Annotated in this window: 14 protein-coding genes and 1 other annotated feature; of the genes, 6 read left to right on the top strand and 8 right to left on the bottom strand. The window is 52.7% G+C overall.

The features are described 5' to 3' along the window. Positions 1–2 precede the first annotated feature (2 nt). From ACOTZF_RS19680 to ACOTZF_RS19665, 4 genes are all read right to left on the bottom strand, one after another. Positions 3–488: an OmpA family protein gene (locus tag ACOTZF_RS19680; RefSeq protein WP_045901429.1), complete on the bottom strand. Its 486-nt coding sequence runs from the start codon at positions 486–488 to the stop codon at positions 3–5. Between the two features lie 12 nt (positions 489–500). Beyond that, positions 501–1721: a diguanylate cyclase DgcN gene (dgcN, locus tag ACOTZF_RS19675; protein WP_129317795.1), complete on the bottom strand. Its 1221-nt coding sequence runs from the start codon at positions 1719–1721 to the stop codon at positions 501–503. Next, entirely contained in the window at positions 1714–2250 is a 537-nt protein-coding gene (locus ACOTZF_RS19670) for a YfiR family protein (protein WP_028028085.1), read from the bottom strand. The genes dgcN and ACOTZF_RS19670 overlap by 8 nt, the downstream gene beginning before the upstream one ends. A gap of 153 nt (positions 2251–2403) precedes the next feature. After that, complete coding sequence (locus ACOTZF_RS19665; RefSeq protein WP_045294704.1) at positions 2404–2778, bottom strand: DUF2799 domain-containing protein; 375 nt, start codon at positions 2776–2778, stop codon at positions 2404–2406. A 214-nt stretch (positions 2779–2992) separates the two neighbouring features. Here ACOTZF_RS19665 and aroF point away from each other — a divergent pair, with 214 nt between their 5' ends. From aroF to ACOTZF_RS19650, 3 genes are read left to right on the top strand one after another with little or no spacing between them, the layout of a single operon-like run. After that, complete coding sequence (gene aroF / locus ACOTZF_RS19660) at positions 2993–4063, top strand: 3-deoxy-7-phosphoheptulonate synthase AroF (protein WP_020690781.1); 1071 nt, start codon at positions 2993–2995, stop codon at positions 4061–4063. A gap of 10 nt (positions 4064–4073) precedes the next feature. Further along, positions 4074–5195 (top strand): bifunctional chorismate mutase/prephenate dehydrogenase, encoded by a 1122-nt coding sequence (tyrA, locus tag ACOTZF_RS19655; protein ID WP_058683947.1) that lies wholly within the window; start codon positions 4074–4076, stop codon positions 5193–5195. 60 nt (positions 5196–5255) lie between these two features. Then, positions 5256–6128: an SMP-30/gluconolactonase/LRE family protein gene (locus ACOTZF_RS19650; RefSeq protein WP_108453963.1), complete on the top strand. Its 873-nt coding sequence runs from the start codon at positions 5256–5258 to the stop codon at positions 6126–6128. On the opposite strand, the gene pheA is transcribed toward ACOTZF_RS19650, so the two are convergent. From pheA to bamD, 4 genes are all read right to left on the bottom strand, one after another. Next, complete coding sequence (gene pheA / locus ACOTZF_RS19645; RefSeq protein WP_013098340.1) at positions 6125–7285, bottom strand: bifunctional chorismate mutase/prephenate dehydratase; 1161 nt, start codon at positions 7283–7285, stop codon at positions 6125–6127. The genes ACOTZF_RS19650 and pheA overlap by 4 nt on opposite strands. A gap of 30 nt (positions 7286–7315) precedes the next feature. Then, positions 7316–7441, bottom strand: a sequence feature (Phe leader region). Next, positions 7393–7440 (bottom strand): pheA operon leader peptide PheL, encoded by a 48-nt coding sequence (gene pheL, locus ACOTZF_RS19640; RefSeq protein WP_100249759.1) that lies wholly within the window; start codon positions 7438–7440, stop codon positions 7393–7395. (Overlaps the previous feature by 48 nt.) Positions 7442–7544: 103 nt before the next feature. After that, positions 7545–7886, bottom strand: coding sequence for a ribosome-associated translation inhibitor RaiA (raiA, locus tag ACOTZF_RS19635; RefSeq protein WP_008502470.1), 342 nt, complete (start codon positions 7884–7886; stop codon positions 7545–7547). A gap of 268 nt (positions 7887–8154) precedes the next feature. Then, entirely contained in the window at positions 8155–8892 is a 738-nt protein-coding gene (gene bamD / locus ACOTZF_RS19630) for an outer membrane protein assembly factor BamD (protein WP_013098339.1), read from the bottom strand. A gap of 131 nt (positions 8893–9023) precedes the next feature. Here bamD and rluD point away from each other — a divergent pair, with 131 nt between their 5' ends. The 3 genes from rluD (at position 9024) to clpB (ending at position 13435) form a co-directional block, all read left to right on the top strand. Next, on the top strand, positions 9024–10004 hold the full coding sequence (rluD, locus tag ACOTZF_RS19625; protein WP_029882082.1) for a 23S rRNA pseudouridine(1911/1915/1917) synthase RluD: 981 nt from the start codon (positions 9024–9026) through the stop codon (positions 10002–10004). Beyond that, the gene (gene yfiH, locus ACOTZF_RS19620) at positions 10001–10732 is read left to right on the top strand and encodes a purine nucleoside phosphorylase YfiH (protein ID WP_038980875.1); all 732 of its coding nucleotides are present in this window, start codon (positions 10001–10003) and stop codon (positions 10730–10732) included. The genes rluD and yfiH overlap by 4 nt, the downstream gene beginning before the upstream one ends. Before the next feature lie 129 nt (positions 10733–10861). Beyond that, positions 10862–13435 (top strand): ATP-dependent chaperone ClpB, encoded by a 2574-nt coding sequence (gene clpB / locus ACOTZF_RS19615; RefSeq protein WP_013098336.1) that lies wholly within the window; start codon positions 10862–10864, stop codon positions 13433–13435. Positions 13436–13880 lie beyond the last annotated feature (445 nt).

Here is a 13880-nt window from a genome sequence, read left to right as displayed (position 1 = left end):
GGCTATGGCGTGCTGATGACCACCGCGACCCGACGGTTTTCAGCACGCCCTTGCGCCGTACTGTTGCTGGAAACCGGATATTTTTTACCTAATCCCTGCGTGGTGAGGTTGCTGCGCGGGATATTGGCGCCTTTGGCCCAGACGTCAGCCACTGCATTGGCACGTTTTAACGACAGCGCTTCGTTGTAGCTCTCTTCTCCGTAATTATCGGTGTGGCCATCCATACGCGCGTGTTTCAGGCCGGTAGCCGCCAGGCGAGAGGCCATGGAGCGGATCTGCGCTTCACTTTCCGGGCGCAGTCTGGCGTCATTTTTATCAAACAGGATCGTATCTGACAGGCCCAAAGACCAGTCGCCATTCAGTTCGTTAAAACCGTATGACTTCATCGCCGCAATTTGCTCAGGGGTGAATTTACCTTCAGGCGGTGACTGACAACCCGCCAGTACCATTGAAGCGAGAAATAACGGCGCGAAGTATCGCTTTAACATATCGTATCCTTTCTAAGTTATTGCTTTTGTACGCTGGTTTTTATCCTGGTACATGTTGCGGTCGGCTTGCTCCAGTAATGCTTCCACAGAGGCACTTTCCCACGCCAGAGCAAAGCCAATGCTAAGTGACATCGTTGCTGTCTGCCCGTTATGCAGATCGAACGGGCGCATAAACTGCTGCGACAACGCAGCACAAATCTGTTGAACCTCCGCGGCAGACTGCACGCCGTACAGCACCATCGCAAACTCGTCACCGCCAAGGCGGTATGGCTGATGACGCTTATCGCCAAACTCAACCATCCGGCGGGCGACTTCAATCAGGACGCAATCGCCCGCAGCATGTCCCCAGGTATCGTTAATAAACTTGAAATTATCACCGTCGAGGAAGAGCAGGGCAGTGTTGGTTTTTGCGGAGGCGTCGTGCATTAATGCCGCGATGCTGCTACGAAACGCCGCCCGATTGGCGAGGCCGGTGAGAGGATCGTGCATGGCGGTACGCAGTAGCTGAGCGTTTTTCGCCTGCAGCTTAAGCTGCCACTCTTCCATTTCATCCAGCAGACTGTTGAAGTCTTCGCCAAACTGGTGGAATTCTTCGATGCGACCATCCTTCACCCGCCGGGAAAAGTTGCGGTTGGTGCGTACGTCATGCACGACATCGGTGATGTTTTGCAGCGCCGTGACCATGCCATGATGCAGAGATTGTGTAATCGTAAGCGCGACGGCGGTGGCAAAAAGAATACAGCCGGTAAGAACGGCAAACGACAGCCAGATGAAATGGCTGATGAGATTATCGCGTGCGGTCAGGCGAATTTCGCCGATCGCATTACCGTTATGCATGATCGGCTGTGCGACCGGGTCGGGGAACAGCCAGCGGCTAACCAATGCACCCAGCGTGTCGTTATTCTCTTCCGGGTTCCAGGACCAGTAAGCAAACCGCTTTTTATGCGCGTTAAGAACCTCAGCCACGGCAAACTGGCCCTGTTTACCCAGGGTGGCGAGCGTTTCGTTAGCCGCCAGCGCATCATTAAAGACCAGTGAGGCTTCAAGGCTGTGGCTCATTGTTGCGCCGGTTAATTCGAGATTTTTTTGGGCGTATTGCTTTAATGTCACCACGGAAGCAAAACAGAGCAGGAGCCAAATAAACGTCATGGTGATGATGACGCTTATCATGCTGATTCGTCTCAACGTGCTTTTAAACGTTGGACGTGGCGTTGAAGTGATTTCTTTATCCATGCTGCTTATTCCGTGCCAGCATTAATACATCCGGATTGACGCGTACGCCACTGCGCGTCAATGCATCCAGATTAACGGAAAATCTGACCTGGTTATGATCGATTATCAGGCAGAATGCACTGCCAATAACACATTCCGGATTCTGCTCTGAGATTAATAGCAATGCTCTGCCCTGATATTGACTTATTAATTCAAGTTGTTTTGCAGGCGATTCAGCCCCGAAATAAATAGCATCACACGTCGCGGACAGGGCTTCCTGATCGTTACGTACAATGACGGGAGTATAAGGTAACTCGCTTTGCCCTTCTTCGCTGCTCAGTGCTTGCGTGTAGTGAGACGAGGCATAAACGCAGAGTTTAGGTTGCCCGGAAAGTGACGGCCATCGGGTATAGCTCACAATACCCGATACAATCGAACGTACCGATTTATCGGTTTCTGTGAACGTGGCTGCCGGTGCTGGGCCCACCATAAAGAACAGCATTAGCACCAGAGTGAGTCGGAACAAAGAGATCAAGAATGAATTTCTCACCAGAATCCGCCATACCGCTCTGGAAATAGATGTCCTTACGAGTTGTCGGCAGAATACCATTGTTTATCAAAGCCGTCATTATGTCAGAAATGTACTGAGTACGACCTAAGCTAAATCCTACAGTTGTATATATTCCGGCGTATAAAAAACGGCTTAATTAAGTCTGCTGGAACGCATACTTTCATCCATTCCTTGTTGCCATGATTCATGCAGTTTTGCTGCGTTTTCAACAGTATCACAACTGGCCGGGAAAGATTTACCTGCTATTCCCCAGGCGTGAATAAAACCTTCCTCACACACTTTTTTCTGTCCGTCGGCGTAGCCACGAAGATATTCACTACGATCAACCTGCGGGTCGTTAAAACTATCGGCCAGCGTCTGATTATCTTTAACCGGCAGACCATTCATGGCGTCTTCTTTACCCGCATCAAACCAGCTGGGACTAGTCCAGTCGGGCTGGAAGGTATAAGGGTTGATCTCACAGCCCGATAAAAACAGCGACAACAGCATCAGAGCGATTGAACGCATAGCCATTCTCCTTTTTTCTTCAGCATAGCCTGGCAAAAGAAAGTGGGGGTGTAATTTTAGGTTTACGATTTTGACGGCTGATTTTTGCAGTAAAATGGCTTTTGTAAAGTAAAGTGTACGTATTTTGGATTGAAATCTTTACTTGTTGTGGTATCGTTGTTTCACCTCTTCGAGGAAAACACCTATCGCAAACGAGCTTTACAGGATCGCCATCATGCAAAAAGACGCGCTGAACAACGTACATATCACTGACGAACAGGTTTTGATTACACCGGATCAACTGAAAGCGGAGTTCCCGCTGAGCGTCGCGCAGGAGGCTCAAATTGAGCACTCGCGCCAGACCATTTCTGACATTATCGCTGGCCGCGATCCGCGTCTGCTGGTGGTATGTGGTCCTTGCTCCATTCACGATCCTGAAACCGCCATTGAGTACGCTCGTCGATTTAAAGCATTAGCGGAGGAGGTCAGCGATAGCCTCTACCTGGTGATGCGCGTCTATTTTGAGAAGCCACGTACCACCGTTGGCTGGAAAGGGTTGATTAACGATCCGCACATGGATGGCTCGTTTGATGTGGAAGCCGGTCTGAAGATTGCGCGTCGCCTGCTGGTTGAGCTGGTCAGCATGGGGCTGCCACTGGCAACCGAAGCGCTGGATCCGAACAGCCCGCAGTACCTGGGCGATCTGTTTAGCTGGTCTGCGATTGGTGCGCGTACTACGGAATCACAAACCCACCGTGAAATGGCGTCTGGTCTGTCGATGCCGGTTGGTTTTAAAAACGGGACCGACGGTAGCCTTGCCACGGCGATCAACGCCATGCGCGCCGCGGCCATGCCGCATCGCTTTGTAGGTATTAACCAGGCGGGCCAGGTTTGTCTCCTGCAGACGCAGGGTAATCCGGACGGTCATGTGATCCTGCGTGGCGGTAAAGCGCCAAACTACAGCCCGGCAGATGTGGCACAGTGTGAAAAAGAGATGGAGCAGGCGGGACTGCGCCCGGCACTGATGGTAGATTGCAGTCATGGTAATTCGAACAAAGATTACCGTCGTCAGCCTGCGGTGGCGGAATCGGTGGTCGCACAAATCAAAGACGGCAACCGTTCTATTATCGGTCTGATGATTGAGAGCAATATTCATGAAGGCAATCAATCATCTGAACAACCGCGCAGCGCAATGAAGTACGGTGTGTCCGTGACGGATGCCTGCATCAGCTGGGAAACCACCGATGCGCTGCTGCGTGAGATCCACAAAGATATAAACGGCCAGCTGGCGACGCGTCTGGCTTAAGAGGTTAGGTATGGTTGCTGAATTGACCGCATTACGCGATCAAATTGATGAAGTGGATAAGGCGCTGCTGGATCTGTTAGCGCGCCGTATGGCGCTGGTTGCCGAGGTGGGTGAGGTCAAAAGCAAATATGGCCTGCCGATTTACGTTCCGGAGCGCGAGGCCTCCATGCTGGCTTCCCGTCGTAAAGAGGCCCAGGCGCTGGGCGTCTCGCCGGATTTGATTGAAGATGTTTTGCGTCGTGTGATGCGGGAGTCCTACTCCAGCGAAAACGATAAAGGCTTCAAAACCCTTTGCCCGTCCCTGCGCCCGGTCGTTATTGTGGGCGGGGCGGGTCAGATGGGGCGGCTGTTTGAAAAAATGCTGACCCTGTCTGGCTATCAGGTGCGTATCCTGGAAAAAGAGGACTGGGCCAACGCGCCGGAGCTGATGAAAGATGCCGGAATGGTCATCGTCAGCGTGCCGATTCACGTGACGGAGCAGATCATTGCGAAGCTTCCTCCGCTGCCGGCAGATTGCATCCTGGTGGACTTGGCATCCGTGAAAAATGGTCCGCTGCAGGCAATGCTGGCTGCGCATACGGGGCCGGTCCTGGGGCTACATCCTATGTTTGGCCCGGACAGTGGCAGCCTGGCGAAACAGGTGGTGGTCTACTGCGATGGTCGTCAGCCGGAAGCCTACCAGTGGTTCCTGGAACAGATTCAGGTTTGGGGCGCGCGGCTGCACCGCATTAGCGCGGTTGAACACGATCAGAACATGGCGTTCATCCAGGCCCTGCGTCACTTTGCGACCTTTGCCTATGGGCTGCATCTGGCGGAAGAGAATGTGCAGCTTGAGCAGTTATTGGCACTCTCTTCGCCTATCTATCGTCTGGAGCTGGCGATGGTGGGGCGTCTGTTTGCTCAGGATCCCCAGCTTTACGCCGACATTATTATGTCGTCTGAGAACAACCTGGCACTGATTAAGCGTTACTACCAGCGTTTTGGCGAAGCCATTACGCTGCTGGAGCACGGCGACAAGCAGGCGTTTATCGACAGCTTCCGTAAGGTCGAACACTGGTTTGGCGATTACGCGCAACGTTTCCAGAGCGAGAGCCGCACGCTGTTGCGTCAGGCAAATGACAGTCGCCAGTAATGCGATGATGTATATACTGAAAGCCAGCATTGCTGGCTTTTTTCATTTTGGGGAACTGTCATGGCCGAACCGCAGCTGCTGTTGAACTACACCGGGCATCTGCCCGAATGCCCGACGTGGAGTGCAGAGGAAAATGCGCTTTACTGGGCGGATATTCTTGAAGGTGAGATCCACCGTTATCATTTACCCACGGCGGAACACACCGTGCTCTCTTTCCACGAAGAGGTGGGGTGTTTCGCCCTGCGCGAACGCGGCGGCTTTATCGTCGCGATGCGAAGCGGCATCTGGCTTTCCGATAAACACGGCCTGCTGCAGCGCAAAGTCTGTGATAACCCGTCGAATCCGCAGCTTGCGCGTTTCAATGATGGGGGAACCGATCACCGGGGCCAGTTCTACGCCGGGACCTTCTGGGCACCGGGTGATTACAACGGGGCGCTGCTGATGCGCATTGATAACGATCTGACGCCAAAAGTTATCCAGTGCGACATTCATGGCCACAATGGTCTGGCATTCAGCCCCGACCAGCGGTGGATGTTTACTTCTGATACGCCAAACGGCGTTATCTACCGTACCTCGCTGGATGAGCAGGGGGAACCCGGTAAACGGGAGGTATTCCGCCGGTTCAACGACGGCGAAGGGATACCTGACGGTGCCGCGATGGACGTGGAAGGCTGTTACTGGAGTGCGCTGTTTGATGGCTGGCGCATCGCGCGCTTTTCACCTCAGGGAGAGCAACTGGAAGAGTACCGTATGCCGGTCCGTTGCCCAACGATGGTCTGCTTTGGCGGTGACGATATGAAAACGCTGTTTATCACGACCACGCGGGAAAATATGGATGCGCAAGAGGTGGCGCAATATCCCCTCTCCGGCGCTATCTTCACCCTGCCGGTCAGTGTGGCAGGGATGAAGAAAAGCCGGTTTATCGAACGTTAGCTTGGGTCAACCGGTACCACGTTTTCGCTCGGATAACAGCCCAGCACCTTCATTGAACGGGTGATTTCGCTCAGTTCGCGCAGGGCTTTCTGCATGGACGGCGATTCCAGGTTGGCCTGAATGTCGAGATAGAACATCTCTTCCCACGGATTGCCGTGAATCGGGCGCGATTCGAGCCGGGTCATGATCAGATTGTGGTTACGCAGTACCAGCAGCGCTTCAACCAGTGCGCCTGCCTGCTGCCCGGTTGCCATCAACAGGGTAGTTTTGGCGGGCACCTGATCAGAGACATTAATGGCTTTGCGTGCCAGCACGATGAAGCGGGTAATGTTTTGCGTCTGGTTTGCCAGGTTACGTTCCAGAACCTGGAGACCATACAGCGCACCGCCCGCCTCGCTGCCCAGCGCCGCGACGGTGGGGGAGTTTGCCTGGGCGACTTTTTCCATCGCCGCGGAGGTGCTTTCGGTGTACTCAATTTTCCAGTTCGGATAACGGTTGAGGAACTGACTGCACTGCTGGAACGGCTGCGGATGGCTATAGACCGTCTCGATGGTGCTCAAATCGGTTGAGCCAGAGACCAGCACGCAGTGATCGATAGGGATTGTCAGCTCCCCAACCAGCGACAGGCTGGTGTGTTGCAGCAGATCGTACACGTCGTTGATGGCACCGGAACTGGTGTTCTCAATCGGCACGACGGCGTAATCCGCCTGGCCGGTTTCCACCTGATTGAAAATATCGGCGAACTTTGCGCAGCCGCTCTCAATGAACTCTTCAAAATGACGTGCAGCGTACTGGCGGGCAGCCAGATGGGAGTAGGAGCCCTTAGGGCCAAGAAACGCGATGCGGGCAGAGTGCGGGTTGGTTTTATTCAGATGCTGCTGCAACAGCGCTTGCTGGGTCAGAACAGAGTCTTCGATGATGAGCTGGAACAAACGGGTGATGTAATGTGCGTCAAGGTGATGGGCTTTGCCGAGTTGAATCAGACGTTCCAGCAGGTCGCGTTCGCGGTCGATATCACGTACCGGACGGTGGGAGTCCAGTTTGGCTTTACCCACTTCGATGGCGAGCGCGCGGCGTTCAGCCAGAAGTGCCAGTAATTTTTCATCCAGCGCGCTGATTTTTACTCGCAGATCCAGTAACGGGTTTTCCGGTGTCATAGTGTTGTCTGTCTCGTTTTATCGTTATCAATAAAAAAGGCCTCCCGGTGTGGGAGGCCTTGTTGTTCGTCTTCGCATTCTTTATCACACGACGAAACGCCTCCCGTTCAGGGGAAGGTAAAAAAGAATGCGAAGAAAAACGGCGTCAGTTTCATGAAATCATCCTGTGGTTGATAACGTTAAAGTACCCGTACTGTTTTCACCCTGTCAATAAAAAACGCGCCCGAAGGCGCGTTGGCGGTAAACTCAATTTAAAGGATTACTCTTCTTCAACTTCTTCCGCGAAGCTGGCGTCTTTCACCGAGGTCGTGGCGCGACGGGCTTCACCTTTGTGCTGCACTTTATTGAGCTGCCGTTCCAGCTTGTTGATCAAATCGTTAATAGCGGTGTACATATCCTCGTGTTTTGCGCTGGCGACCAGATGGCCGTTTGGAGTATTGATAGTTGCGTCAGCGATGAAACCCTGCGGCTCCTTAGACAGGATGATATGTGGATTAATCAAGTGTGTTTGCCATTTATCCAGTTTGGCGAGACGGTCTGCGACGTGCTGGCGAATTGCCGGGGTAATTTCCATTTGTTTGCTGGTAATGTTCATTGTCATAAATTTTACCTCTTGTCTTTCCGTCTTGGTGATTCCAGCATACCTGTCCTAATGTCAAAATGTGTGATTTATATCACGTTATTTTGTCGGTTTTTGTCAGGGAATCTTTTTTGTGAGGCAGGGCAGGAAGAGGTGAGATTTACCTTGTCGAAGGCAAAAATTGCGGTCATAGTTGATAGGATGTGTTGAAGCTAAACCGCTTCAGCTTTGTCTGAATTGAATAAAAAAACGGCAGCCCGCGGGCTGCCGTTTTGCTTTGACGTCGCTATCAGGTGTTGCTGCTGTTCGCGGCGATGATTTTTGCTACCTTGTCTGCCTGTGCGGTCATCTGCATCTGGCGGTAAGCATTCTCCATCAGCTTCAGGCCGTCGCGGGTCGCCTGCGTATCCGGATAATCACGCAGCATTCCTTCTACACGGTTAACCACGGCAACCCATGCGCCACGGCGGGTGTAGTATTCAGCAACCGAGTATTCGTATTTCGCCAGTCGGTCTTTCAGGAACACCAGACGTTTGGTGGCGTCGGTCACGTACTGACTGTTCGGATAGCCGCGCACCAGTTTGGAAAAGTCGTTGAACGCATCACGCGCATGCTGCGGGTCACGGTCGGAGCGATCCACACCGAAGAAGCCCTGCAGGGCACTGTCATCCAGCGCCATGTTGGTCAGACCGCGCATGTACATTACATAGTCGATGTTAGGATGAGTCGGGTTCAGACGCATGAAACGATCGATGGTTGCCTGAGCCAGCGGCAGATCGGCATTTTTATAGTATGCGTAGATGAGATCTAACTGTACCTGCTGCGAATACGGACCAAATGGATAGCGATTATCCAACGCTTCCAGTTGCGTTATCGCCTGTTTCCAGTTACCGTCCTGCAACTTTTGTTGTGCGGTCGCATAGATTTCATTCGGCGGATTGTCAGGGACCTGTTCATTTGAACCGGAGCAGCCCACCAAAGCCAGGCTCAACGTGGCCGCTGCCACCAGATATTTCATGCGCGTCATGACGTTTTGACTTTCCTCAAATGTTTGTCCGGGAGAAACTCTGTTCCTGCTCCCGATTAAGACCAGCTACAATAGCACACTATATTAAACGGCAAAGCCGTAAAACCCAACGTTAAACGAAGAAGCAGTTTATGGCACAACGAGTAGAACTCACCGCAACAGTCTCCGAAAATCAGCTCGGTCAACGCTTAGATCAAGCTTTGGCCGAATTGTTCCCTGATTATTCGCGTTCACGCATAAAAGAATGGATTCTTGACCAGCGCGTGCTGGTAAACGGTAAAGTCTGGGACAAACCGAAAGAGAAAGTGTTAGGTGGGGAAGCTGTCGCCATCAATGCTGAAATCGAAGAGGAAATCCGCTTCGAGCCACAGGATATCCCACTGGATATCGTCTATGAAGATGATGACATTCTGGTGATTAACAAGCCGCGCGACCTGGTTGTTCATCCGGGAGCGGGGAATCCTGACGGTACGGTACTTAACGCACTTCTCCATTATTATCCGCCGATTGCTGATGTGCCGCGTGCCGGTATCGTGCATCGTCTGGATAAAGACACCACCGGTCTGATGGTGGTGGCAAAGACCGTACCTGCCCAGACTCGCCTGGTGGAATCACTGCAGCTGCGTGAGATCACCCGCGAATATGAAGCCGTGGCTATTGGCCATATGACCGCTGGCGGTACGGTTGATGAGCCGATCAGCCGTCACCCTACCAAACGTACTCATATGTCGGTGCATCCGATGGGTAAACCGGCGGTGACGCACTATCGCATTATGGAACATTTCCGCATTCATACGCGTCTGCGTCTGCGTCTGGAGACCGGTCGTACCCACCAGATCCGCGTGCATATGGCGCACATAACCCATCCGCTGGTGGGGGATCAGGTTTACGGTGGTCGTCCGCGTCCGCCAAAAGGGGCATCGGACGAGTTCATTAGCGTACTGCGCAAGTTTGATCGTCAGGCGCTGCACGCCACCATGCTGCGCCTTTATCACCCTATTTCAGGGATTCAAATGGAATGGCATGCGCCGATCCCGCAGGATATGGTGGAGCTTATTGACGCCATGCGCGCGGATTTTGAAGAACACAAAGATCAAGTGGACTGGTTATGAGCAAACTGATTGTTCCGGAGTGGCCACTGCCTGAAGGTGTGGCTGCCTGCAGTTCAACCCGCGTTGGCGGGGTAAGTCAGGGGGCGTGGGCGTCTTTGAACCTTGGCGCACACTGCGGCGACAACCTGGAACACGTTGAAGAAAACCGCTCGCGGCTGTTTGCTGCGGGCAACTTACCGTCTAAACCGGTGTGGCTTGAGCAGGTTCACGGTAAAGCCGTGCTGAAGTTGACGGGAGAACCCTACGCGTCTAAACGTGCCGATGCCTCCTACAGCGATACGCCGGGAACAGTATGCGCGGTGATGACAGCCGATTGCCTGCCGGTGCTGTTTTGTAACCGTGCGGGTACCGAGGTTGCGGCTGCTCATGCGGGCTGGCGTGGTCTGTGTGAAGGCGTGCTGGAAGAGACCGTCGCCTGCTTCAAAGACGATCCTGCAAATATCATTGCCTGGCTTGGCCCGGCAATTGGTCCTCAGGCATTCGAGGTGGGCCCAGAGGTTCGTGAAGCGTTTATGGCAAAAGATCCGCAAGCCGTTAACGCTTTCGAACCCGTGGGGGAAAAATATCTGGCCGATATTTATCAGCTTGCACGTCAGCGTCTGAATAATGTCAAGGTGACGCAGATCTTCGGCGGTGACCGCTGTACGTTCACCGAAAAGGGTGATTTCTTCTCTTATCGCCGCGACAAGACGACGGGGCGTATGGCAAGTTTTATTTGGCTGATATAACCTAAAGAATCAAGACGATCCGGCACGTGCCGTTTTCTTTTCACATAATTCAGGTCATTAACCTTGAATAATTGAGGGATGACCTCATTTAATCTCCAGTAGCAAATTTGACCTGTTATGGGAGGAGTTATGCGTCTGGATCGTCTTACTAATAAATTCCAGCTTGCTCTCGCCGATGCCCAGTCCCTTGCACTGGGGCACGACAACCAATTCATCGAACCTCTTCATTTAATGAGCGCCTTGCTGAATCAGGAAGGGGGATCGGTACGTCCATTATTAACGTCTGCTGGCATTAATGCTGGCCAGTTACGCACCGCCATCGATCAGGCGCTGAGCCGTTTACCGCAGGTAGAAGGTACCGGCGGCGACGTTCAGCCGTCCCAGGATCTGGTGCGGGTGCTGAACCTTTGCGACAAGCTGGCGCAAAAACGTGGGGACAACTTTATTTCGTCGGAACTGTTTGTTCTGGCGGCGCTTGAATCACGCGGTACCCTGACCGACCTGCTGAAAACTGCCGGCGCAACCACGGCCAATGTGACTCAGGCGATTGAGAAAATGCGTGGGGGTGAAAGCGTGAACGATCAGGGAGCCGAAGACCAACGTCAGGCTTTGAAAAAATTTACGGTCGATCTGACCGAGCGTGCTGAGCAGGGTAAACTTGACCCGGTGATCGGCCGTGATGAAGAAATTCGCCGTACTATTCAGGTTCTGCAGCGCCGTACCAAAAACAACCCGGTGCTGATTGGTGAACCGGGTGTTGGTAAAACCGCCATCGTTGAAGGACTGGCGCAGCGTATTGTAAACGGTGAAGTACCGGAAGGGCTGAAAGGCCGCCGTGTACTGGCACTGGATATGGGGGCGCTGGTGGCCGGGGCGAAGTATCGCGGTGAATTCGAAGAGCGTCTGAAAGGCGTACTTAACGATCTGGCTAAACAGGAAGGCAATGTCATTCTGTTTATCGATGAGTTGCACACCATGGTCGGTGCCGGTAAAGCAGACGGCGCGATGGATGCCGGCAACATGCTGAAACCTGCACTGGCACGCGGTGAACTTCACTGTGTGGGTGCCACGACGCTGGACGAGTACCGTCAGTACATCGAAAAAGATGCTGCACTTGAACGTCGTTTCCAGAAGGTGTTTGTCGCGGAACCAAGCGTGGAAGATACCATCGCGATCCTGCGTGGTCTGAAAGAACGTTATGAGCTGCACCACCATGTGCAGATCACTGACCCGGCGATTGTTGCGGCAGCGACGCTTTCGCATCGTTATATCGCCGACCGTCAGTTACCGGATAAAGCGATCGATCTTATCGATGAGGCCGCATCCAGCATTCGTATGCAGATAGACTCGAAACCGGAAGAGTTGGACAGACTCGACCGTCGTATTATTCAGCTTAAACTGGAACAGCAGGCACTCAAGAAAGAGTCTGATGAAGCCAGTAAAAAACGCCTCGATATGCTCAATGAGGAACTGGACGATAAAGAGCGCCAGTATTCTGAGTTAGAAGAAGAGTGGAAGGCAGAGAAAGCGTCACTCTCTGGCACTCAGACCATTAAGGCTGAACTTGAACAGGCAAAAATTGCCATTGAGCAGGCGCGTCGAGTGGGTGACCTGGCGCGAATGTCAGAGCTGCAGTACGGCAAAATCCCTGAGCTGGAGAAACAGCTTGAGATTGCGACGCAGTCTGAAGGCAAAACGATGCGTCTGTTACGTAACAAAGTAACGGATGCGGAAATTGCAGAGGTGCTGGCGCGCTGGACCGGTATTCCGGTAGCACGCATGATGGAAAGCGAACGCGATAAACTGCTGCGCATGGAGCAGGATTTGCATCAGCGCGTGATTGGCCAGGACGAGGCGGTTGAAGCGGTTTCCAACGCCATCCGTCGTAGCCGCGCCGGATTGTCTGATCCTAATCGTCCGATTGGTTCGTTCCTGTTCCTGGGCCCTACCGGGGTGGGGAAAACCGAGCTGTGTAAGGCGCTGGCTAACTTTATGTTCGACAGCGACGATGCGATGGTGCGTATCGACATGTCCGAGTTTATGGAGAAACACTCCGTTTCACGTCTGGTGGGTGCGCCTCCGGGATATGTCGGTTATGAAGAAGGTGGCTACCTGACAGAAGCGGTACGCCGTCGCCCTTATTCCGTCATCCTGCTGGACGAAGTGGAAAAAGCGCACCCGGATGTGTTCAACATTCTGCTGCAGGTCCTGGATGATGGTCGTCTGACCGACGGGCAGGGGAGAACGGTGGATTTCCGTAATACGGTGGTGATCATGACATCGAACCTGGGTTCCGATTTGATTCAGGAACGTTTCGGTGAACTGGATTACAGCCATATGAAGGATCTGGTTCTGGGTGTGGTTAGCCATAACTTCCGTCCGGAGTTCATCAACCGTATCGATGAAGTGGTGGTATTCCATCCTCTGGGTGAGAAACACATTGCGTCGATTGCACAGATCCAGCTGCAGCGTCTGTACAAACGTCTGGAAGAGCGTGGATATGAAATTCACATCTCTGACGATGCGCTGAAACTGCTGAGCGAAAATGGTTACGATCCGGTTTACGGGGCGCGTCCGTTGAAACGTGCTATCCAGCAGCAGATCGAAAACCCGCTGGCGCAGCAAATACTGTCAGGCGAACTGGTTCCGGGCAAAGTTATCCGTCTGGAAGCCAACGACGACCGAATTGTGGCAGTGCAGTAAGTCACAAAACGCAAAAACGAGCCGCTTGCGGCTCGTTTTTGTTTAAAAACCAGGCCAGAATTGAGGTCTGGGATGTAATTTGCCTGGAAAGTGAGCAGTCAGTAAATAATTTTCACTTTATCCTTGCAGCTTCAGAATTACTCCCTATAATGCGCCTCCACTGACACGGAACAACGGCACACACGCCGCCGGGTCAGCAGAGAAAAGCAAATTAAACGCTTGACTCTGAAGCGGGAAAGCGTAATATGCACACCCCGCGCCGCAGCGAAAACGAAGCGGCACTGCTCTTTAACAATTTATCAGACAATCTGTGTGGGCACTCAAAGTGACATGGATTCTTAACGTCCTCGGACGAAAAATGAATACCAAGTCTCAACGAGTGAACACGTAATTCATTACGAAGTTTAATTCATTGAGCATCAAACTTTTAAATTGAAGAGTTTGA

Origin of the sequence: Enterobacter cloacae complex sp. SHL021, assembly GCF_049237765.1 — a bacterium.
In the GTDB taxonomy this organism is placed as follows: Bacteria; Pseudomonadota; Gammaproteobacteria; order Enterobacterales; family Enterobacteriaceae; genus Enterobacter; species Enterobacter cloacae.
The sequence above is the reverse complement of the archived record's forward strand: the minus strand, read 5'-3'. Positions and strand labels throughout refer to the sequence as shown.